The sequence below is a fragment of the Nonomuraea cypriaca genome, from assembly GCF_015645445.1.
GTDB lineage: Bacteria > Actinomycetota > Actinomycetes > Streptosporangiales > Streptosporangiaceae > Nonomuraea > Nonomuraea cypriaca.
This window is the reverse complement of record NZ_JADOGI010000116.1, coordinates 14,202-33,435: the sequence shown is the minus strand read 5'-3', so window position 1 is coordinate 33,435 and position 19,234 is coordinate 14,202. Positions and strand designations below refer to the sequence as shown.

At 73.9% G+C, this 19,234-nt stretch carries 20 protein-coding genes; 6 read left to right on the top strand and 14 right to left on the bottom strand.

All coding sequences use genetic code 11. The annotated features are described in order from the left end of the window. Positions 1-1,156: SWIM zinc finger family protein (locus tag ITP53_RS32060; protein WP_328816412.1), on the top strand; the 1,156-nt coding region annotated here is incomplete at its 5' end. Positions 1,157-1,169: 13 nt separating this feature from the next. On the opposite strand, the gene ITP53_RS59550 is transcribed toward ITP53_RS32060, so the two are convergent. Further along, entirely contained in the window at positions 1,170-2,570 is a 1,401-nt protein-coding gene (locus ITP53_RS59550) for an MFS transporter (protein ID WP_195899195.1), read from the bottom strand. Between the two features lie 101 nt (positions 2,571-2,671). On the opposite strand from ITP53_RS59550, the gene ITP53_RS32050 reads away from it, so the two are divergent. Beyond that, a complete protein-coding gene (locus ITP53_RS32050) occupies positions 2,672-4,132 on the top strand; it encodes an AlkA N-terminal domain-containing protein (protein ID WP_195899194.1) in 1,461 nt (486 codons plus the stop codon). 7 nt (positions 4,133-4,139) lie between these two features. Here ITP53_RS32050 and ITP53_RS32045 read toward each other — a convergent pair whose 3' ends face one another. From ITP53_RS32045 to thrC, 11 genes are all read right to left on the bottom strand, one after another. Next, positions 4,140-4,778, bottom strand: coding sequence for an NAD(P)-dependent oxidoreductase (locus ITP53_RS32045; protein ID WP_195899193.1), 639 nt, complete (start codon positions 4,776-4,778; stop codon positions 4,140-4,142). A 34-nt stretch (positions 4,779-4,812) separates the two neighbouring features. After that, entirely contained in the window at positions 4,813-6,018 is a 1,206-nt protein-coding gene (locus tag ITP53_RS32040) for an acyltransferase family protein (RefSeq protein ID WP_195899192.1), read from the bottom strand. Positions 6,019-6,176: 158 nt separating this feature from the next. Then, a complete protein-coding gene (locus ITP53_RS32035) occupies positions 6,177-6,782 on the bottom strand; it encodes an SRPBCC family protein (protein WP_195899191.1) in 606 nt (201 codons plus the stop codon). Beyond that, positions 6,782-7,153 carry an ArsR/SmtB family transcription factor gene (locus ITP53_RS32030; protein WP_195899190.1) on the bottom strand — a complete coding sequence of 124 codons (372 nt, stop codon included), beginning with the start codon at positions 7,151-7,153 and terminating at the stop codon, positions 6,782-6,784. Before ITP53_RS32030 ends, ITP53_RS32035 begins: the two co-directional genes overlap by 1 nt. Positions 7,154-7,200: 47 nt before the next feature. Then, a complete protein-coding gene (locus ITP53_RS32025) occupies positions 7,201-7,806 on the bottom strand; it encodes an energy-coupling factor transporter transmembrane component T family protein (RefSeq protein ID WP_195899189.1) in 606 nt (201 codons plus the stop codon). After that, on the bottom strand, positions 7,803-8,477 hold the full coding sequence (locus tag ITP53_RS32020) for an energy-coupling factor ABC transporter ATP-binding protein (RefSeq protein ID WP_195899188.1): 675 nt from the start codon (positions 8,475-8,477) through the stop codon (positions 7,803-7,805). The genes ITP53_RS32025 and ITP53_RS32020 overlap by 4 nt, the downstream gene beginning before the upstream one ends. A 34-nt stretch (positions 8,478-8,511) precedes the next feature. Further along, the gene (locus ITP53_RS32015) at positions 8,512-9,642 is read right to left on the bottom strand and encodes a thiolase family protein (RefSeq protein WP_195899187.1); all 1,131 of its coding nucleotides are present in this window, start codon (positions 9,640-9,642) and stop codon (positions 8,512-8,514) included. Position 9,643: 1 nt separating this feature from the next. Further along, entirely contained in the window at positions 9,644-10,999 is a 1,356-nt protein-coding gene (locus ITP53_RS32010) for an AMP-binding protein (RefSeq protein WP_195899186.1), read from the bottom strand. A gap of 7 nt (positions 11,000-11,006) precedes the next feature. After that, positions 11,007-11,615 carry a biotin transporter BioY gene (locus tag ITP53_RS32005; RefSeq protein WP_195899185.1) on the bottom strand — a complete coding sequence of 203 codons (609 nt, stop codon included), beginning with the start codon at positions 11,613-11,615 and terminating at the stop codon, positions 11,007-11,009. A 55-nt stretch (positions 11,616-11,670) separates the two neighbouring features. Beyond that, positions 11,671-12,342: a DNA/RNA non-specific endonuclease gene (locus ITP53_RS32000; protein ID WP_195899184.1), complete on the bottom strand. Its 672-nt coding sequence runs from the start codon at positions 12,340-12,342 to the stop codon at positions 11,671-11,673. A 167-nt stretch (positions 12,343-12,509) separates the two neighbouring features. Further along, positions 12,510-13,574, bottom strand: a complete 1,065-nt coding sequence (gene thrC / locus ITP53_RS31995) for a threonine synthase (protein WP_195899183.1) — start codon at positions 13,572-13,574, stop codon at positions 12,510-12,512. A gap of 65 nt (positions 13,575-13,639) precedes the next feature. On the opposite strand from thrC, the gene ITP53_RS31990 reads away from it, so the two are divergent. Beyond that, complete coding sequence (locus ITP53_RS31990; RefSeq protein ID WP_195899182.1) at positions 13,640-14,926, top strand: SIS domain-containing protein; 1,287 nt, start codon at positions 13,640-13,642, stop codon at positions 14,924-14,926. 18 nt (positions 14,927-14,944) lie between these two features. Here the strand turns inward: ITP53_RS31990 and ITP53_RS31985 are convergent, their stop codons facing one another. After that, positions 14,945-15,481, bottom strand: a complete 537-nt coding sequence (locus ITP53_RS31985; RefSeq protein ID WP_236051383.1) for a GNAT family N-acetyltransferase — start codon at positions 15,479-15,481, stop codon at positions 14,945-14,947. Positions 15,482-15,724: 243 nt separating this feature from the next. Here ITP53_RS31985 and trpB point away from each other — a divergent pair, with 243 nt between their 5' ends. Genes trpB through ITP53_RS31970 form a run of 3 tightly spaced genes read left to right on the top strand, consistent with a single transcriptional unit; the run spans position 15,725 to position 18,494 of the window. Then, the gene (trpB, locus tag ITP53_RS31980; RefSeq protein WP_207756678.1) at positions 15,725-16,930 is read left to right on the top strand and encodes a tryptophan synthase subunit beta; all 1,206 of its coding nucleotides are present in this window, start codon (positions 15,725-15,727) and stop codon (positions 16,928-16,930) included. Continuing rightward, positions 16,927-17,742, top strand: a complete 816-nt coding sequence (trpA, locus tag ITP53_RS31975; protein ID WP_195899181.1) for a tryptophan synthase subunit alpha — start codon at positions 16,927-16,929, stop codon at positions 17,740-17,742. Before trpB ends, trpA begins: the two co-directional genes overlap by 4 nt. Continuing rightward, positions 17,739-18,494: a GntR family transcriptional regulator gene (locus tag ITP53_RS31970; RefSeq protein ID WP_195899180.1), complete on the top strand. Its 756-nt coding sequence runs from the start codon at positions 17,739-17,741 to the stop codon at positions 18,492-18,494. The genes trpA and ITP53_RS31970 overlap by 4 nt, the downstream gene beginning before the upstream one ends. 59 nt (positions 18,495-18,553) lie before the next feature. Here the strand turns inward: ITP53_RS31970 and ITP53_RS31965 are convergent, their stop codons facing one another. Then, positions 18,554-19,210: a maleylpyruvate isomerase N-terminal domain-containing protein gene (locus tag ITP53_RS31965; protein WP_195899179.1), complete on the bottom strand. Its 657-nt coding sequence runs from the start codon at positions 19,208-19,210 to the stop codon at positions 18,554-18,556. Positions 19,211-19,234 lie beyond the last annotated feature (24 nt).

Here is a 19,234-nt window from a genome sequence, read left to right as displayed (position 1 = left end):
ACCACCAGGTGGAGCCCCGATGAACGCCGCCCGCGGATTCCCCGCCTTCGCGCCGCAACACGCCGGCGCCCGCTTCGCCACCTCGTGGTGGGGCCGCGCCTGGATCAAGGCCATGGAGGACACCTCCCTCGACCAGAAGCTGCTGCGCAAGGGACGCGCGTACGCCAAGACCGGGCAGGTCGGCCCCATCACCGTCAGCCCGGGACGCATCGCGGCCGTCACCGAGAGCGAGTACGACACCGTCGTACGCGTCGAGCAGCTCACCGACGCCGCATGGGAACGCTTCCTGGACCAGGTCGCCGCCAAGGCCGGGCACCTGGCCGCGCTGCTCGACGGCGACATGCCGCACGACCTCGTCGAGGCCGCCGAGGACGCCGCGGTGCCGCTGCTGCCCGCCGTCGGCGACCTGGAGCCGGAGTGCTCCTGCCCCGACTGGGGGCATCCGTGCCCGCACGCCGCCGCCCTGTGTTATCAGGCGTCCTGGCTGCTGGACGCGGACCCGTTCGTGCTACTGCTGCTGCGCGGGCGTGGCGAGGCGGAGCTGGTCGAGGCACTCCAGCGACGCGACGTGCCCGCTCCCGCCCCGTCGGCGGGGGTGCCGGCGGCCGAGGCGTTCGCGGCGGGCGTGCCGTCGCTGCCCGAGCCGCCGCCGTTCGACGTCTCCTTCGCCCCGCCCACCCTGGTGGCCGGCCCCGGCGTGGACGTGGCCGCCCTGACGGTGCTGGCCGCCTCCGCCGCCTCCCGGGCCCGCGAGCTGCTGCTTCGCGGGTGGCTACCCGGCCTCACCGAATACCAGGACCGGGTACGCCTGGCCGCCGAACACGACCTCGACCTCGGCCCCGGCCTCGACGCCCCCGTACGGGCCTGGCGGCACGGCGGCGCGGACGGCCTGGACGCCCTCGAGACCGCCTGGACCCCGCCGCGCAGGGAGCTGGCGCGGGCACAGGCGCTGCTGGAGGCCGGCTGGGAGGGTGAGCGGCCACCGGAGATCGAGTCGTGGCGCAACCGCTGGACGCTCGGCACCGTGCAACTGCGCTACGGCCGCGACGGGCGCTGGTACCCGTTCACCGAACGCGACGGCCGCTGGTGGCCCGCCGGCCCCCCGGAACGCGACCCCGCGACCCTGCTCGGCAGGCCAGACGACTCTTGGTCCTAGGCCCGGCCGCCGCTCACTCGGTCAGAGCATCCGGAGCCGGGGCGGCGGGTTCGTTGGAGGTGGCGGGCCGGCGCAGGGACGGCGGGTCGTTGGAGGCGGTGGGCCGGCGCAGCGCGTACGCGAGCAGGGCGGCGGCGGGCAGAGCCGCGGTGAGGGCCATGGCCAGGGCGGCGGGGACGAGCGGCCCCGCACCGAGGAGCGGCGTCACGCACGCGGCCCCGATGGGCGGGGTGGCCTGCATGAGCGTCCTGAGGATCGCGAACCCCCGGCCGCGCAGCGGGGCCGGGATACGGGCCATGCGCAGCGACTGCGCCCAGACCGTCATCGGCGCGCTGAACAGGCCGATGACCACATAGCCCGCGGTGACGGGGAGAACGTGCGGCGCGAACATCGCCCCCAGGAAGCCGGCGGCGGCGACGAGCTGCACCGTCGCGATGGCCACGACCGGGCGGGCCCGCGGCTGCCTGGCTCCCGCGACGGCGGCGCCTGCCAGCTCACCCGCCGCCATGACCGACAGCAGGACACCGAGCGCCTGCGGGCCGCCGGGAAGCTGGGTCTTGGCCAGCCACGGCCCCACCACCAGCAACATGCCCATCGCGATGTTGAACGCCGCGAACGCCAGCGTGGTCCACAGCAGGACAGGGTCGCGAAACAGCCCGAGGACACCGGCGGGGCGATCCGCGGCAGGCGGGTGGGCGAGCGCGGATCCCCCGACAGGCCGGTGAGCGGGCGCGGATTCTCCGGCCGGCCGGAGAGCAGCCGCGGATCCCCCGGCGGGCCGGTGGGCGGACGGCCGCGTCCGCAGCGGGCGGCGGACGGCCAGGGCGGCGACGGCGAAGACGACGTAGGTCAGGGCGTCCAGAGCGAGGACGGCCTCGCCGCCGATCACGCCGATCAGCAGACCGCCCAGGGCCGGGCCGACCATGCCGGACACGCTGAAGCTCAGCGATTCCAGCGCGTTGGCCGCGTCCCGCCGGTCGGGAGCGACGAGATCGGGGATCGCCGCGGGGAAGCCGGCCAGCGGCACCATCTTGAACAGTCCGTAGATCGCGGCCACGGCGAACGGCAACGCCGCGGGAACCTCACCGAGGGCCGCGGTGAGCGGGATGGACGCCACGGCCGCGCCGCGCACCACGCTGTCGGCGGCCAGCACGTGCCGCTTGTCGAACCGGTCCAGGACCGGTCCCGCCAGCAGGCCGCCCGCGAAGACCGGCAGCGTGTAGCAGACGGTCAGCAGCCCGAGCCGCTGTGTTCCGCCAGGCTGGGACAGCACGATCCAGGTCAGCGCGACGAACGTCATCCCGTCGCCCACGAGCGACAGGGACGAGCCGAGCCACAGCAGGCGGAAGTCACGGCCGGAGAGCGTACGCCGGTAGACGCCAGGCCGGCCACGGCGAAGATCTTGAGCAGGCATGCGTGCCAGCCTGGCCCGCGGCCGCCGCCCGGCGCTGGCGGGCATCGGACGCCGACGGTCGGCGTCCGATGCCCGCCGGTCCGGCACGGTGACCACCTGGCATGCTGGCAGGGGTGATCGACGAGGACGTCGTCTACGCGGCGATGGAGAGCAGGGACCCGCGCTTCGACGGGTGGTTCTACGTGGCGGTGGCCACGACGGGCGTCTACTGCCGCCCGAGCTGCCCCGCCGTCATGCCCAGACGGCGGAACATCCGGTTGTTCCCCAGCGCCGCGGCCGCGCAGGTCAACGGTTACCGGGCGTGCAGGAGGTGCCGTCCCGACGCCGCTCCCGGCTCGCCCGAGTGGAACGCGCGCGGCGACCTCGTGGCCCGCGCGATGCGGCTGATCGCCGACGGGCTCGTCGACCGGGAGGGCGTGGCGGGACTGGCCGCCCGCCTGGGCTACAGCGAGCGCCAGGTGCACCGCCTGCTGGCCGCCGAGGTGGGGGCGGGACCGCAGGCACTGGCCAGGGCGCAGCGGGCGCAGAGCGCGCGCACGTTGCTGGAGTGCACCCGACTGCCGATCAGCGACGTCGCCTTCGCCGCCGGGTTCGCCAGCATCCGGCAGTTCAACGACACCATCCAGCAGATCTACGCCACCACGCCGACCTCGCTCCGGCAGGCCACATCCGCGTCACGCCGGGGTGACCGCGCCCCGGCCCGAGGGCATGGCGGGCCGGGCGCCGTGCCCGGGGTGATCGCGTTGCGGCTGTCGTTCCGGCCGCCGCTGGACGTGCCCGCGCTGCTGCGTCACCTCGGCGCCCGCGCCGTCCCCGGCATCGAGGAGTACGCCGAGGGCACCTACCGCAGGTCGCTGCGCCTGCCGCACGGCGCGGGCGTCGTCGCGCTGCGTGCCGCCGCCGATCACGTGGCCTGCGAGCTCCACCTGGAGGACCTGCGCGACCTGACCGCCGCCGTGCGGCGATGCCGCGGGCTGCTCGACCTGAACGCCGACCAGCAGGCCATCGACGCCTTCCTCGGCGCGGACCCCGTGCTGGGGCCGCTCGTCGCGGCGCGCCCCGGCCTGCGCGTCCCCGGTCACGCCGACCCCGCCGAACTCACCGTGCGTGCGGTGCTGTCGCGCCGTGTCCCCGCCGGCCGGGTCCGCGCCCGGCTCGCCGATCTGGTCACCGCCCACGGCCGCCGCCTGGCCGCGCCCGTCGGCGGGGTGACGCACACCTTCCCCGGCATGGCGACGCTGGCCGGCGCGGGATCCGCCCTGCCGCCGGAGCGCCGGCCCACGCTCCTCGCGCTGGCCGAGGCAGTCGCCGGCGGCGCGATCCTGCTCGACGCCGGCGCCGACCCCCGGCACGCGCGCAAGCAACTGCTCGACCTGCCGGGCATGAGACCACGGGAGGCGGCGTACATCATCATGCGCGCCCTGGGCGACCCGGACGTGTTCATCCCGGACCTCAACGTACGGCGCGCGCTGCACCACCTGCGGGCCCGGCCCGGCCGCTGGGGGCCGTGGAACTCCTACGCCACCCAGCACCTGTGGGCGCTGGCGGACTCCCTGCGCTGAGCCGCGCTCAGGACGCCACCGAGACGACGTGGTGGATCGACGTGCGGTCGGCGATCAGCTCCAGCATGCAGTCGGCCAGGTCGGCGCGGGTGGTGTTCATGCCGCCCCGGACGCTGAGGTCCCTGGCGGTGCGGTAGCGGCCGGTACGGCCGGCGTCGGTCAGGCGCGCCGGGCGCACGATCGTCCAGTCCAGGTCGCCGGCCCGCAGCAGCCGCTCGGCCGCGGCCATGTCGGCGTAGTGGTGGCGGAACACGCGCTGGACGATGAGGGGCTTGAGTACGTACCGGGTGAAGGGGCCGTCGCCGGCGTCGGCCTCCAGGCCGGCCGCGCTCACCATCAGCAGGCGCCGGGCGCGCGTGCGGCCCATGGCCTCGGTGATGGCGGTGACGCTGGCCGAGAGGACGGTGGTGGGGCCGCGGCCGCGGGCGCCCATCGCGCTCAGCACGGCGTCGCGGCCCTTGACGGCCGGGGTGATCGCGGCGGGGTTCATCACGTTCGTCTCGACGACGTCGAGGCGGTCGCGCAGGTCGTCGGGCAGCCGGGACGCGTCGCGGACGACGGCGGTGACCTCGTGAGCCCGCTCGAGTGCCTGGCGGAGCAGTTCGAGCCCGGTGCCGCCGGTCGCGCCGAAGACCGTGATCCTCATGTGGCACTCCCTTCTAGGGGTGGGTGAGTGCTCACTAACCTAACTGGCCGCCGCCTGCGACGAGACGTCTGCCCAGTCGTTGCGCGGGAGTCTCCACGAAACGCCAGGTCAGCGTACTGAGCCCGAGCAGCAGCGCCACCACGCCAGCCAGCGCAGGCAGCCGCAGGCCCAGCGGCACGGCCAGCGGCTCGGGCCAGAACCGTTCGACGCCCTCCAGCAGCAGCGGGTGCAGCAGGTAGATCGAATAGCTGATCAGCCCCAGCCAGGCCAGCGCCCGCGGCACCTCGCGGTGGCGCAGGGCCATCCCGGCGGCGAAGGTGATCCAGGCCGCGGCGATCGCCAGCTGAAGACCGGGCTCGCCGCGCGCCAGCCAGATCCCTGCCACCGGCACCAGCGCCACCCATCCGGCCTGTGTCCAGGGGATCTGGCCCTGTTCGGCCCGGTACAGCGCCGTGCCGGCGAACATGGTGGCCAGGATCAGCAGCCCCTGCCCCGGGCCGGGATAACTCTGGTTGACGGCCAGCAGACCCAGCACGGTGACGCCGATGACGATCGCGCCCGCCCGGCGTACCACGCCGGAACCCGCGAGCACCGCCGCCAAGCCCACCGCCACCAGCGTGGCGACCGCCAGCACCACCAGCAGCATCCGCGCGGACCCGCCGGCGGAGAGCAGCGTGACCGGCAGCGCGGCCGCGCCCACCACGGCGACGGCGGCGAACCCGAGCGCGCCCGCGGTGCTCCCCCGGTGCACGCCGAGACTGAACATCGCCGTCACCAGCAGGTAGAAGGCCATCTCGTACGACAGCGTCCACAGCACGTTGACCAGATTCGGCACGTACAACAGGTTCTGCAGCATCAGCAGATGGCCCAGCGTCAGCGAGAGCGGCCGCGAGCCCCACCAGACGTGCATGCCGTCCCAGCCGGCCGCCACCAGCAGCGCCACACCCGCCAGGCACACCCCGAACAGCGGATACAGCCGCAGGACACGAGAGATCCAGAAGGCCCGCACGCTGCCTCGGCGCTCCAGCGAGGCCGGCACGATGTAGCCGCTGACCAGGAAGAACACCAGCACGCCGTACCAGCCGGGCTCGAAGACCGCCTTCACCGGCAGCCGCGCCTCCGGCAGCAGGAACTTCAGGGCATGCTCGAAGACCACCACCACGGCGGCGATGCCGCGCAGGGCGTCGAGCCAGGCCATGCGCCGCCCGGTCGGCCGCTCCACTGCCGGATTTGTCAACATCCGGTGATATTAGCGATCAATGCCGGAGATCGTGCGGCGGGCCCGCCCCGCTGGAAGATCTCTTCCCACCAGCCCGGCGGTAGGCCCTGCCAGCTTGGTCATCGCCAGCCGGGCAACCCGACCTTAGCACTCGGTCGGGCGCATGTTCGGAGATGCTCCTATTCCGGCGCGTAGAAGGCGGTGGTGGCGGCGGTGGCGGCGGCCACCTGCTCCCGCGGGGCGCCTGCGGCCAGGTGGGCCTGGCCCCAGGCCTCGCTGCTGGCCGTGATGTAACGCCGGCCCTCGTCGGTCAGGTGGAAGGTGCTCTCGTCGACCTTCTCGCCGCCCGACAGGTGCAGGCCCAGGCCGAGCAGGCTGAGATCCCAGCCTACGCCGACCGAGCCGGGGCCGAACCTGTCCCAGAACTCGGGCGGCACCTCGGCGACGTGCCGCAGCTCGAACAGGGTGCCGCCGTCCTTCGCCGACAGCCGCACCTCGACCTCGGAGAAGCCGGGGTTCTCGCCCATCAGCCAGCTGACCCGCAGCAGGCTCGGCGGCTCGCAGCGCAGGATCTCCCCGCCCGCGTTGCCCTGGAGCTGGTACGTGCCCCCCAGCCGCAGATCGCCGGTGACCGGCATGAACCAGCGGCTCAGGCGCTCGGCATCGGTGCAGGCCTGCCACACGTCCTCCACGTCGGCGTCGTAGAGCCGCCGCAGCGTGACGGTCTTGCGTTCGCCGTCGGCCAGCTCACGCTGAGCCTTGGTGAACTCGTCAAGAATGTCCATCAGGTCTCCTTCGGGTCGTCTGTTGTGTCTGCCGGGCGGTGTGTTGTGCGGCGTTCGCGCTTGCCGCGAGCCAGCTCTGTGCCCAGCGCGTCCAGACGCTGGTTCCAGAAGCCGCGAAAGCGCTCCAGCCAGAGGTCGACCTCCCGCAACGGCGCGGGCTCGACGGCGTAGAGCCGCCGGGTGCCCTCGGCCCGCACACGGGCGAATCCGTTGTCACGCAGCACCCGCAGGTGCTGGGAGACGGCCGGTTGCGAGATCCCGAACTCGCCCTGGATGACGGCGGTGACCTCGCCGGAGCTGCATTCTCCACCGGCCAGCAGCTCCAGGATCCGGCGCCGCACCGGATCGCCGAGGACGTCGAATGCGTGCACGGCTCCGACTATTTCAGGGCGCGCTTATATAAGTCAAGTCCGGTAAATCAGTCGTCCAGGCCGCGGGCGCTCAGCGCCTCGCCGAGCGCGTCGGCGTGCCTGAGCGCACCGACCACCAGCGGAACGGCGAACGCCCGCAGGCTGCGTTCGACGCCCCTGGCCCGCTGGGCCTCCCTGACCCGGGTGGCCAGCGCGGCGATGACCGGCACGCTGCGCACGGTCAGCGACAGCAGCAGCGAGAGCCGGAACGGATCCAGGCCCGCGAACCTGGCCGGCGCCATGCAGCGTTCCAGCGTGGCCATCATGTCCGAGGTGCGGGTGGTGAGCGTGACCAACCCGGCCAGCGCCACGGCGAGCACCACGCGCAGCGTCGCGACGAGCGCTCCCTGCAGGTCCACGAACACCCACTGCATCGCGAACAACGCCACGGCGAACCAGCGCACCGGCCGCACCTGTGCCCAGGCCGCCGCCGGGCCGACCCCGGACCGCGCGTAGAGGCCGGCCACCACGACGGCGGCCCCGGCCAGCGTCAGGGGCGAGGGCAGCAGCATCAGCGTGGTGCAGGCCAGGGCGAGGCCGATCAGCTTGGCCCCGGCGGGCAGGCGGTGCAGCGGCGAGGAGCCGGGGACGTAGGCGCCGGTGAGGCCGCTCACGCCATGGTCTTCCTGTAGTGGCCGATGGCCTCACGCGGCGTGCCATCCGCGATGACCTTGCCCTGGTCGAGCACCAGGACCCGGTCGAAGCCGGCGAGCAGCGGCAGGTCGTGGCTGACCACCAGCACCTGCTGCGGCAGCTCGCGCAGCAGATCGGCGACCTGGCGGGAGTGGCGCAGGTCCAGCAGCGTGGTCGGCTCGTCCATGACCAGGATGTCTGGCTCCAGCACCATCACCGAGCACAGGGCGAGCAACTGCTTCTGGCCGCCGGACAGGTGATGGGCCGGGTGGTCGGCGTGGCCGTCCAGGCCGTACCTGGTCAGGACCTCGCGGACGCGGCGCTCGACCTCCTCGCGGGGCAGGCCCCTGCGGCGCAGCGAGAACGCCACGTCCTCGGCCACCGTCGGCATCACGATCTGCGCGTCCGGGTCGGTGAACAGGAAACCGACGCCGCGCCTGATCTTGGCCGCGTGGCGCCTGGTGTCCAGGCCGAGCACGGTGACGGTGCCGGACGTGGGCAGGGCCAGGCCGTTGACCAGGCGGGCGAGCGTGCTCTTGCCGGAGCCGTTGGCGCCGACCACGCCGACGCGGCGCTCGGCCAGCGCGGCGGTGATCCCGCACAGCACGTCACGGTTGCCGAGCCGGACGTGCACGTCCGCGAACTCGATCACGTCAGATCCCCCTTCGCCGGAGCCGGGCACCACGTCACACCACCTCGAACAGGGCGGCCACGCCGAGGCCGCCGCCGACCGCGGCCGCCGCCAGGCCGAGCGTCCCCGCCGGGGCGCCGCCGCGGACGAGCCTGCTGAACAGCCTGGTCACCACGACCGCGCCGGTGGCGCCCCACGGATGGCCGAGCGCCAGCGCGCCGCCGTCCGGGCACACCCGTTCGTCGTCCTCGCCCAGCGGATCCAGGCCGAGCGCGTCGGTGACGGCCAGCACCTGCGCCGCGAACGCCTCCACGATCTCCACCGCCGCGACCCGTTCCAACTCCACCCCCGCACGCGCCAGCACCCGCCGCACGGCGGGCACCGGTCCCCAGCCGGGCAGCGCGGGATCGCACCCGACGACCGAGCCGGCCACCAGCCGCATCCCCGGCAGCCCTCCGCGCAGCCGTCCAGGCACGAGGGCCACCGCCGCCGCGCCGTCGCTGACCGGGGAGGAATTACCGGCCGTCACTGTACCGTCCGGCACGAACGCGGCGGGCAGCCGCGCCAGCGACGCCTCCCGCAGCGGCCGCGGCCGCTGGTCGCCGCGCCGCCCGCCGACCGGGACGATCTCCGCCGCGAACCGGCCGGCCTCGCGGGCCGCCAGCGCCCGGGCGTGGCTGCGGCAGGCGTAGGCGTCCTGCCGCGGCCGGTTCACGCCGCACGCCGCGGCCAGGGCCTCGGCCGCGGGTCCCATGTCGGGGTCGGGCGCGCCGCCCGGCGCGAAAGGCGCCCGATCGTAGGGCTCCGCCTCTCCCCTGCGCGTACGCAGCGGCGCGGTCGAGGCGCTCTCGGCCCCGCCCGCGATCACCAGGTCCATCTCCCCGCCGCGCACCGCCTGCCCGGCCACCAGGATCGCGGCCAGGCCGCTGCCGCACTGGCGGTCCACCGTGAGCCCGGGCACGCCGTGCCCCAGTCCGGCCGCCAGCGCCGAGACCCGGGCCACGTTGCCGCCAGGACCCATGCAGTTGCCCAGCACCACGTCGTCGACCCGCCGCCCGGGAACGTCGCGGGCCACCGCTGCGAGCACGGGAGCGGCGAGCCGGTCGACGGTCAGATCCTTGAACGCGTGCCCGGCCGTGCCGATCGGGGTGCGGCGGGCGGCCACGACCACAGGTTCGTCGCGCATGTCAGGCCAGCCGCCTGATGCCGGGGTCGCCGCCCGCCAGCCGCGCCGCGACCAGCGCGCGGGCGGGCTTGCCACTGCCGGTGCGCGGCAGGCTCGGCACCGCGTACCAGCGGCGTGGCCGCTGTGCCACGTCCAGGCCGCTCCGCGCGACCGCCTCCAGCAACGAGCGGGGCGGCGGCGCGGCACCCTCGATGACCGCCGTGACCACCGAGCCCAGAACCGGGTGCGGCGAGCCGATCACCACGATGTCCCCCACGCCGGGCACCTTCCGCAGCACCTCCTCGACGTCCTCGGGCACGACGGTGGCGCCGCCGGTCTGGATCGCGCCGTCGCCGCGGCCGACCAGCCGCAGCGCCTCTCCCGCCCGGTACGGGTGCGCCACGTCCCCCACGGTCATCCAACCGGCGCCGTCGCGGCGCAGCGGCCCTGCCGCCTCCCCCAGGTAGCCTTCGGCCAGCCACGGGGAACGCGCCCACACCTCGCCGAGCCCGCCTTCGGAGCCGGGCCGCACCTCGATCTCGACGCCGGGGAACGGCCGCAGCCCGCCCCCGCCGGCGTCCACGGCGACGAACGACAGCTCGCTCGCCCCGTAGTAGGACACGACGCGCACCCCGGCCCGCGCCGCCGCCGCCCGCGACTCCCGGCCGAGCGCGGCGCCGCCGACCACGGCCGTGCGCAGCGCGCCCGGATGCTCGAGCACGTCGGGCAGGCGGTGCGGCACCACGTGGACGACGGTGGCCCGGGCCAGCTGCGCCGACAGCGCGGCGCCCGGCCAGCGGCCAGGCACGATGGCCGTGGCGCCGGTGGCCAGGGCGTGCACCGCGGCGAAGGCGTACAGGGAGGAGGCCAGCGGGCCCGGAACCAGGACCACGTCGCCGGGGCCGATCCCGGCCAGGTCGCTGAGGTGCGGGAACGATCCTGTCCACGACGCGCGGGTGCGGACGATCGCGCGCGGCCGGCCCGTGCTGCCCGACGTGAAGCACGCCCACGCCGGATCACCCGGCGCCGCGTCCGCCGCCACTGGCGGACCGGGCGCGTACGGCAGCGGCGTGCCGACGTGGACGTCCACCGCCCCGGCGGCCGCCGCCCACCGCCGCCGGTCCCAGTCGTGCTCGCCCACCAGCGGCGTCGCGCCGGCCAGGTCCGCGGCGAGCACGGCGGTCAGCAGCGCGACCGGATCGGCCAGACCCACCGCGACCAGCGCGCCCGGGCCCGCACCGCGGGCGAGCAGGTGCCGCGCGGCGCCCTGGATGCGCTCGGCGAGCTCGCCGTAACGGAGCTCGCCGCCGGGGCCGCGCACCGCCGGGTGCGACGGGCGCTGCACGGCGTGCCGCATGACGTGTTGCGCTACCGGCATCGAGGGATCAACGCCCCTCGCCGGCGCGCAGCCGCTCGCGGTGCACGGCGGGCACCGCGTCCGGATACGCCCGCTGCGCGCCCCGCGCGACGATCGCCGTCAGCACGGCCTTGGCCAGGTCGCCGGGCAGGAAGGCCGCGCTCAGCAGCGCGACCGCGCCCAGCGGCGCCCCGGTGGCGATCGCCTGCCAGGAGATGCCGAACACATAGACCACGGCGATGCCGCCCACCGCGCACGCCGTCGCCAGGCGGACGATGCCCGGATCACGGCCGGCGCGCTCGACGAGCCAGCCGGTCACCGCCGCGCCCGGGATCCAGCCGGCCAGGAACCCGGCCGTGGGCCCGGCGAACACGCCCAGGCCGCCGCGCCCGCCGGCCAGCAGCGGCAGACCCACGGCGACCAGCACGAGCAGCACCACGACGGCCAGCGCCGAGCGCCACGTGCCGAGGATCGCGCCGGCCAGCATCACCCCCAGCGTCTGCAGCGTGATGGGGGTCGGGTTGCCGAAGACGTTGAACGAACCGGGCAGCCCGAGCACCGCGATCACCGCAGCGAAGACGGCCACCCGCGCCAGGTCTCCGGTCGGGAATCTGCGTTGTTTCCCTGCATCCTTCATGGGGACGATCTCACACCACGACGGTCACGCTTCGGCATGGAGATATCCCACAACATTACGGGCGATGGTCTGCGAGCGACCGATACCGGCCCTGCAATCCGTCCATTCCGCAGCCGGCCGCCTCGAACGCCTTCGTGATCCTTCCCTCCCACCTGTCGAGGTCGCTCGCGGACAGGGATTCGTTGGGCAGGGTGAGGGCGACCTCGCGGGAGACACCCGAGATCTTCGGCGACATGGTCATGTGGATCCGGTCGGGCGTGATCGTCTCCTGGTCGGGGTAGCGCAGCCGGACCCGGTAGGCGGACACGGCGCCGTCGCCTTCCAGGCAGGAGCGGGCGCCGTTCTCGACGCGTTTCATCAGGCCCTGGTTGATCTGCCTGCCGCGTACGGGGGCCAGGTTGTAGCGCCTGCTGACGCCGCCGAAGGAGGCGGCGATGAGGTGGCCGCCCTGCCAGTCGCCGCGCCCGCCCCAGTCGCCCACCGTGCTCTCGCACTCGCCGCGCGACGCGGTCTTCGTGGTCAAGGTCCTGGCCAGGGCGTCGATCGGGCGTCCGAGCCGGTCGGTGGTGAAGGTGTGGTGGCCGGCGTGGTAGGTGTGGGCCGGCCTGAGATGGCGTTCGCAGGGGGCCTCGTCGGGGGCGGTGGACGGGGCGGACGCCGCGGTGATCAGGAGTGCGGCGGCCGCCGCCGTACGTGACAGGGCAGGGTGCGGTCGTGTCGCGGGCACGGAGGTGGTTCCTCTCGCGGGGGGATCGCCGGTCAGGCGGCGCAAGGGACGGGGCGCATGGAATGGCCCTATCGGCCGCCGCGTCGGCTTTGTCGCGATATTCGTGCCCGTGACGTGAATCACATAACGTTTCTCAAAGGCTACTTTCGGTAGTTGTCGCAGGTAGGTCAGGCTGCGAGGCGCAGGGCGCGAGCCACGTCGGCGGTGGCCGCGGAGGTCTGCGTCGCGGTGTAACCGTCGCGCAGGGAGGCATCGAGGTCCTTGAGCCCGTTGCCGCTGAGCGTGATCACGATCCGCCGCCCCGGCTCCAGCCGGCCCCGCGCGTGCCGGTCGAGCAGCCCGGCGACCCCGGCCGCCGAGGCGGGCTCGGCGAAGACGCCGTCGTGACGGGCCAGCATCCGGTACGCCGCGAAGATCTGCTCGTCGCTCACCGCGGCGATCAGGCCACCCGATTCGTCCCTGGCGGCGACGGCGCCGTCCCAGGTGGCCGGGTTGCCGATGCGGATCGCGCTCGCCGCCGTCTCCGGGACCGCCACGGGCGCGCCGTGCACCAGCGGGGCCGCGCCGGCCGCCTGGAAGCCCCACATGCGGGGCAGCCGGGTGGCCAGGCCCGCGTCCTCGTACGTGCGGTATCCGCCCCAGGTGGCGGTGATGTTGCCGCCGTTGCCCACCGGCAGGCAGTGCACGTCGGGGGCGTCGCCCAGCGCGTCGACGATCTCGTACGCGACCGTCCGCTGCCCGGCCAGGCGCAACTCGTTGCCGACGGAGTTGACCAGCGCGATCGGGTGGTGCGCGGCCAGGTCGCGGGCCACGCGCAGGCAGTCGTCGAAGGTCCCGCCGACCTCGACGATCTCGGCGCCGTACCGTACGGCCTGGGCCAGCTTGGCCAGCGCGACGTTGCCCTTGGGGACGAGCACGGCGGCCGTCATCCCGGCGCGGGCGGCGTAGGCGGCGGCCGAGGCACTGGTGTTGCCGGTGGAGGCGCAGACGACGGCCTCGACGCCGGCCTCGGCCGCCCGGCTGATCGCCACGGTCATCCCGCGGTCCTTGAACGAGCCCGTCGGGTTGGCGCCCTCGACCTTGAGCCACACCTCGCAGCAGGTCAGGGCGGACAGGTGCGCCGAACGCAGGAGCGGCGTGTTGCCCTCGTTGAGCGAAACGGCGGGGGTGCCGGTGGTCACCGGCAGCCAGCGCCGGTAGTCGCTGTCAATCAGACCATGCCAGGTAGTCATGTCCCGCACCGTAACACCTGTATCGTATATATCGGTACGCATGCTTTGGTGTAACATTTGTCAGCATGGAGAGCGATCCGGTGGTGAGCCGGCTCAGTGGTGCCTATCCCGGGTTGCCACGCGGGGAGCGGGCAGTCGTGCGGGTGCTGCTCGACGACTATCCGTTCGCGGCGCTGGGCTCGCTGCGGGCGCTGGCGGAACGAGCCGGGGTCAGCCCGCCGACGGCGTCACGGCTGTTCGATCGGCTCGGGTACGGCGGGTTCGCCGACTTCCAGGCCGCCGTCAGAGACGGGGCCCGGGACCGGTCACGCCTGCACGAGTTCGTCGCCCGCTCACCGGCCTCACAAACAACCGGGCCCTCCAGCACCGAAACCAACACCGGCCTCTCCGGCACCCGCCACCCGGCTGACCGGCCAACCCCGGCAGGATTCCTGAAGCCGGGTGAGGCGGGGTCCGCTGGGCAGGTCGAGTCGGACCGCTCCCAGCCGCACCGCTCCGGGTCGGATCGCTCCGGGCCGGGCGAGGCGACCCGCACTGGGCCGACCGACGAGGACCGCACTGAATCGGGCGATGCGGACCTCTCTGAGCCGACCGAGGGGGGCTTGTCTGGCCGGGCTGAGAAGGCCCGCGACCGGGCGGCCGACGTGGCGGCCGACAGGGGGCGCACCGAGTCGGGCGATGCGGGTTTCTCTGAGCCGGCCGAAGCGGGCTTGGCCGGCCCGGCCGAGAAGGACGGCGTCCGGGCGGCCGACGGGGGGCGGGATCGGGCAGCCGGCGAGGGCTTCGGTGGGGCTGTTGAGGTGGGGTTTTCTGAGCTCGGGCGGGCTGCGGATGAGTTGCGGCGCGGGCTGGACAGTACGCTGGCGGCCGTCGCCGAGCCGCTGGTGGAGACGGCCGCGGTCATGCTCGCCGGAGCCAGGACCGTGTGGGCGCTGGGCGGGCCGCTGAGTGAGCTGGCCGCCGAATATCTCATCAGGCAACTGGCCAGTCTGCGGCCGGGCGCGCACCGGGTGCCCGGCTCGGCGCAGTCCCGCGCCCGTACCGTGCTCGATCTGGGGGCCGCGGACGTGGTCGTGGCGTACGACTTCCGCCGTTACTCGGCCGGCACCGCCCGGTTCGTCCAGGCCACGCGGTCGCGCGGCGCGCGGCTGGTGCTCGTCACCGACGCCTGGGAGTCACCACTGGCGGCGGAGGCCGAGGTGCTGATCAGGTTGCCGCGCGAGGCCGCGGGGCCGATCGCGCCCCTGGCGCACGAGATCGCCGTCACCGAGCTGCTGCTCGTCGCCACGGCCTCGCGCCTCACCCCGGCGCGGCGACTGGCCGAGCTCGACCTGCTCACCCAGACCCTGTGAGCCGCGGCTCGACATGACTCACGCAGACCTTGTGAGCCGCTTGTACATGAAGCTGCAGTCGCACAGCGTGCCGTCCGGCGATCCGGCGTAGCCCGGGACGATGCCGTAGCGCGTCCAGCCGCCGGTGAGGTAGACGTGTTCGGCCGTGCTGCCGGTCTCGGTGTCCAGCATCAGCAGATCAACCCCCACATCGAGGGCGGCCTGCTCGGCGACGGCCAGCAGGGCCCGCGACAGGCCCCGGCCGCGGGCTTCGCGTCGGACCATCAGCTTGACGATCTCGGCGCGGTGGCGGGAGTTCGGCTTGCTCGCCAGTGCCAGGCTGATGGTGGCGATGATGCCGCCGCCGTCGCGGCAGGCCCAGACCATGAGACCGCCGTCGGCCACCGCCGGCGCCTGGGCCCGCCACCATGCGGCGGCCTCCTCATGGTCGAACGGCGCCAGGAACCCCACGGAGGCACCACTGTCGACGGCGTCGACCAGCACGTCGGCCAACTCCTTGACGCAGGACTCGAACACCTCGGCGGACAGCCGCTCGATGCTGTGCATTCCACTCATGGCAGGACGAGCGTACCGGTCGGGCGGCGGAAGGCTTCCCCGAGGAACCCCTCAAGGTGCTCCACCGGATCTCGGCACTCGTGGCCCGCTGAAAGAACTGATCCGCCACCCTCGGCTGCGATTCGCGGCCGAAGGCCCTCCTGGCTGCCGTGTCGAGCACCGGCGGTGGCGCGTCCACGCCGCCTGTGCCACACTCACTGTTCTAGAACTCATTAAAGAGTTATAGAACGATTGGAGGATGGCATGCGAAACGTGTCGCCGTGGCGTGAGCCGGTCCCGCTGGACGGGACGATGGGCGAGCCCCGGGCGCGGGGCCGATTCGGCGAGTACGGCGGACGGTACGCGCCGGAGTCCCTGGTGGAGGCGTGCCGCGAGGTGGACGAGGCGTTCCGGGGGGCCTGGGCGGATCCGGGGTTCCGCGTCGCCCTGGCGCGGCTGCTCGCCGTGCACGCCGGGCGGCCGACCCCGCTCACACCGGCCCACCGGCTGTCGGAGGCGCTGGGCGTGCGGCTGTACCTCAAGCGCGAGGATCTCACCCACACCGGATCCCACAAGATCAACAACGTGCTGGGCCAGGCCCTGCTGGCCACCCGGATGGGACGACGCAGGCTGATCGCCGAGACGGGAGCGGGCCAGCACGGGGTGGCCACCGCGACCGCGGCCGCGCTGCTCGGGCTGGAGGCCACGGTGTTCATGGGCGAGCGCGACATCGAGCGGCAGGCGCTGAACGTCTTCCGGATGCGCATGCTGGGCGCCGAGGTGGTCCCGGTGACCACGGGCAGCCGTACCCTCAAGGACGCGACCAGCGAGGCCATGCGGCACTGGGTGGGCGTGACCGGCGACTCCCACTACTGCGTCGGCTCGGTCGTCGGGCCGGATCCGTACCCATGGATGGTCAGGGAGTTCCAGCGGGTCATCGGCGACGAGGCCCGCGGGCAGTGCGCCGCCGAGCTGCGGACCGGCGTGCCGGACTACGTGGTCGCGTGCGTCGGCGGCGGCTCCAACGCGGCAGGCACGTTCGCCGGATTCGCCGACACCCCGGCGCGCCTGGTCGGTGTCGAGGCGGAGGGCGGCGCCGGGGCGGCCCGCGGCCGGCTCGGCGTCCTGCACGGCTGCCGCTCGCTGTTCCTGCAGGACGACGACGGGCAGATCACCGAGGCCCACTCCATCGCCGCCGGGCTCGACTACCCGGGCGTCGGCCCGGAGCACGCACACCTGCGCGACCTGGGCCGGGCCCGCTACGTCGCGGTGACCGACGACGAGGCGGTCGGCGCGGCGGTACGGCTGGCGCGTACCGAAGGCATCGTCCCGGCACTCGAATCGGCGCACGCCCTCGCCTGGGTGATCCGCGCGGCGGGCGGCGGCGACCTGCCCGCAGGATCGACGGTGCTGATGACGTTGTCCGGACGGGGCGACAAGGACGTCTCAACCCTGAAGGAACTGCTGTGACGAACCCCACGCCGGCCGCGGGCGCGGTCGAACGCCACCTGCGTGCCCGCCGGGACACCGGCCGCGGCCTGCTCATGCCGTACGTCACCGGGGGGATCATGCCCGGCTGGACGGAGTACCTGCGGGCGTTCGCCGCCGCCGGGGCGGACGCGATCGAGGTCGGCCTGCCCTTCTCCGACCCCACGCTGGACGGCGTCACCATCCAGCAGGCCAGCGACACGGCACTGGCCCGGGGGGCGAGCACCCGGCGGATCCTCGCCGACCTGTCCGGCATGCCGGACCTGGGCGTGCCGCTGGTCGCCAGCACCTACTACAACCTGGTGCTGCACGACGGCCCCGCAGCGTTCTGTGCCGCGCTGCGCCTGGCCGGCGTCGGCGGCCTGATCGTGCCCGACCTGCCGGTGCACGAGGCGGACGAGCTGACGGACGTGGCCGCCGGCGCCGGGATCGAGCTGGTCCTGCTGGCGTCGCCGGCGACGCCGCAGCCGCGGCTGGCGGAGATCTCGTGCCGCAGCCGCGGATTCGTCTACGCGGTGTCGCTGATGGGCACCACCGGTGAGCGGGCCGGCCTCGCCGCTTCGGCGGCGGAGCTCACCGAGCGGATCAGGCGCGTCACCGACCGGCCCGTCTTGCTAGGATTTGGCATTTCCACCCCGGACCAGGCACGCGAAGCCCGCCGGCACGCCGACGGCGTGGTGGTCGGCGCCGCGGTCATGCGGCGGGTGCTCGACGGGGCTGGGCCGGACGACCTGCGGGTTTTCCTCGCGACCCTGCGGCAAGCCCTCGACCAGGAGTGTGACCGACCACGATGACCCCCGACGCCGGGCACGAGGCGAGATACCGCGCCATCGCCGCCGACCTCGCCGCGAAGATCCGGTCGGGACACTACGCCCCCGGTGCGGCCCTGCCGCCGCAACGGGAGCTGAGCGCCTCCTACGGGGTGACCCTCATGACGCTGCGCCAGGCGTTGCGGGAGCTCAGCGACGAGAGACTGATCGTGCAGCAGCCCGGCAGGGGCACGTTCGTCGCCCCGCCCCACCTGACGTACCAGCTCGACTCGCTCCGCAGCCTGGTCGACGACCTGCGTAAACAGGGCCACGACGTGCGCACCGCGGTGGCCGGGCGGGCGGTGCGCCGGGCCACCGCCCGGATCGCCGCGGAGCTGCGGCTGCGTCCCGGCGACACCGCCCTGCGACTGGAGCGGGTCCGCGAGTTCGCGGGACGTCCCGCCGTACACCAGGTGTCCTGGGTCCGCCGGCCGGTGGCCGACCAGATCCGCGACCGCGACTTCACCGCCGTCTCCCTCTACACGGCCCTCGCCGACGCGGGAGTGACGGTCGCCCGGGCGTCGGAGGTGGTCCGGCCCGGTTTGCTCGACCCCGCCGCCGCCCGCCACCTCCACGAGCCGCAGGGCAGCCCGGTGCTCGTCAGCACCCGGATCACCTACACGCTCGACGCCACGCCCGTGGTGTCCGACCATGCCACCATCCTCGGCAGCATGATGGAGATCCGCACCGAACGCGCCGCCACCGGCCTCTCTCTCACCTGGGGCGCCACCAGCTGAGAACCTGTGTGCGGTCTATCCCATTGCGGACCTTGCCCGTCGGTTGGGACGCCAAACGATCAGCCGAGGACGAGCGGGAGTTTCGCGGCCAACTCGCCCAGTCCGGCCTTCTCCGCGTCGGTCGGGGCCCGCCGTCCGGTGCCGACCAGCAGCGTGTCCTTGTCGGAGAACGACGCGGGGAACGCGGTCCCGGCGATCTTCTCCAGCATCTCGCGGGACCGGGCGAGCCCCTCCGCAGGCGGTTCCGCCGCGTCCGGGAGGTGCGCGACCAGGTCGAGGTGGTGGAGCGTCCACTCCATGACGTACACGGAGAGGTAGTCGCTCACCGTGAGGACCTGGTCGCGGGTGCCGACCCGGAGACCCGGGTCGGCGAGTTCGGCGGCGCGGCCGGCGGCGGAGCCGACGTCGTCGAAGTGGAACTTGAGCAGCCGAGGCTCCTCGTACGCGGCGGCCAGCCGGACGGTCAGCGCGTCGAGCGGGTCATCGCCGGTCGGCGGCGTTTCCGCGACGTCCCAGTAGGTCACCGCGTCGCGGGTCGGCTCCGTTTCCGCGGGGGTCACGAGGGTGATCAGGACATCCTGAGCGTCGATGATCAGATGGCACACCAGGTCCTGTACGAGCCAGCCGGTACAGCCGGACGGTTGTGCGAACGCCTCGTCAGGGAGTTCGGCGACCGCCGTGCGCAACGCCGTCCAAGAGAGTGAGAAGAGATCCATGCATCGCCAAGGTAGTGCGGTGCC